Below are 221 nucleotides of genomic sequence, written 5' to 3' on the forward strand. Positions count from 1 at the left end.
ATCTTAAAAACAATACCCTATGAAGCTTCGCTCCATCCTGCTTGCCTGCCTTGCATTCCCACTCTCGCTGGCTGCACAAGTACTCCCGCAGGTCAGCATCAAGGGCAATCCTACGCCACCTACCGATTCACTCACCCTTTGGTACACCGCTCCCGCTACCGACTGGGTGCGCGAAGCCCTGCCCATCGGCAATGGCGAGATGGGCGCTATGCTCTTTGGCG

The 221-nt window shown here is 57.5% G+C and carries 1 protein-coding gene; it reads left to right on the top strand.

Annotated elements, in window-relative coordinates:
* Positions 1–19: 19 nt before the first annotated feature.
* Positions 20–221: glycoside hydrolase N-terminal domain-containing protein (locus Q4P78_RS08825; protein ID WP_303340005.1), on the top strand; the 202-nt coding region annotated here is incomplete at its 3' end.

Source organism: Rothia sp. (in: high G+C Gram-positive bacteria), from assembly GCF_030540545.1.
In the GTDB taxonomy this organism is placed as follows: Bacteria; Actinomycetota; Actinomycetes; order Actinomycetales; family Micrococcaceae; genus Rothia.